1 protein-coding gene is annotated in these 1,648 nt (G+C 65.4%); it reads left to right on the top strand.

Features of this window, described 5'->3' with window-relative positions; genetic code table 11:
• A partial coding sequence (locus BGN95_RS18835; protein WP_286773657.1) for a hypothetical protein occupies positions 1-1,450 on the top strand: 1,450 nt, incomplete at its 5' end.
• Between the last annotated feature and the right edge of the window lie 198 nt (positions 1,451-1,648).

The raw sequence follows: 1,648 nt of genomic DNA, 5'->3' as shown, positions 1-1,648 counted from the left end.
GCCCTATAGCGCGGTGGCGGACGGGGTCATGAAGACGCTCGGGATACGCCCGGAGGAGCTGGCCAAGGCGTCCGACGATCATGATCTGTATAGCGGGCTCGGGCTCGGCGATGGGGTATTCTTCGACAAGGAGACCTTCGGCGAGGACAAGCTCGTGCGCAGCCCCGGCGGTCGTCGCGGGCCGAAATCGCGCGAGGGTTATGCCGCGTTTCTCGCCGAGGCGCCGCTGTCGGCAGCGGTCCGCCGCGACATCCTCGATATCGAGACGGGCGATACCGATTATCTGCCGGGGCTGTCGTCGGACGAGAAGAAGGATCGTCTGTCGCGTATCAGCTATCGCGATTTCCTGTTGCAGCATGCGAAGGCCGATCCGGGCGTCATCGCTTTCTACCAGCACCAGACTGACGGGCTTTGGGGGTGCGGGATCGACGCGGTTTCGGCGCTCGATTGCTGGGGCAGCGGCCTTTCGGGGTTCCAGGGGCTGAAGCTCGCGCCGGGCGCCACCCCGCGGATGGGCTATACGCCGGGCGGCTATGCGGCGACCGGCGGTTCCTACGAATTCCATTTCCCCGACGGCAACGCCTCGATCGCGCGGCTCCTGGTGCGTCATCTGATCCCGGCGGCGATCCCGGCGGATAGCGCGGAAGGCATCGTTACCGCGCGCGCGGATTATGGCCAGCTCGATCGGCCGGGCAATGCGGTGCGGATCCGGCTTTCCAGCATCGTCGTCAATGCGGCCAACACCAGCCCCAATGGCCGGACCGGGGCGGCGGTCATCTATCGGCGGTTCGGCAAGACCTATCGCGTGCGCGCCAAGCATGTCGTGCTGGCGTCGTGGAACATGATGATCCCCTATATCTGCCCCGAGCTGCCCGAGGCGCAGAAGGCGGCGCTGCATTATCTGATCAAGACGCCGCTGGTCTATACCACCGTCGCGCTGCGCAACTGGCAGGCTTTTGCCAAATTGGGCGTCGCCAATGTCTCTTGCCCGGGCGGCTATCATACCGATTTCGGCCTGATGCAGGCGCAGCATATCGGGCGCTATCAGACCCCGCGTTCGCCCGACGAGCCGATCCTCGTCCATATGACGCGCACCCCGGCGAAACCGGGCCTCCCCGAACGCCAGCAGCATCAGGTGGGGCGGATGGATCTGCTCACCACCCCGCTCGAAACCTTCGAGCGCAACATCCGCAACCAGATGGCGCGGGCGATGGCCGGGAGCGGGTTCGATCCGGCGCGCGATATCGTTGGGATCACCGTCAATCGCTGGCCGCACGGTTATGCGCCCGAATATAATTCGCTGGTCGACCCCGACGAGGGGCTTCCGCTCAAGGCGGCGCGCGCCCGCTTCGGTGCGATCACAATCGCCAATGCGGATTCGGGCGGCGGCGCCTATACCGACGTGGCGATGGATCAGGCGCACCGCGCGGTCTCGGAGCTGCTGGGTTGAGCACTGCGCGGGTCATTGACTCAAACAGTGATCACAGTTAGATCGTGTAACAGGGGCGCGACGCCGCGCCCCGTCGGGAGAAAGGCTTAATGGAACGACCGGTGCTCGGCGTGGTGTGTTGCACGCGCACGATCGGCGAGGAGCGGGCGCAGGCGGTGATGGAACGCTATGTAGCGGCGGCGATATCCTATGCGGATG

The sequence above is a fragment of the Sphingomonas sp. 66-10 genome (assembly GCF_001897045.1).
Classification (GTDB): domain Bacteria; phylum Pseudomonadota; class Alphaproteobacteria; order Sphingomonadales; family Sphingomonadaceae; genus Sphingomonas; species Sphingomonas lycopersici.
This window is presented reverse-complemented; position numbering and strand designations above follow the sequence as displayed.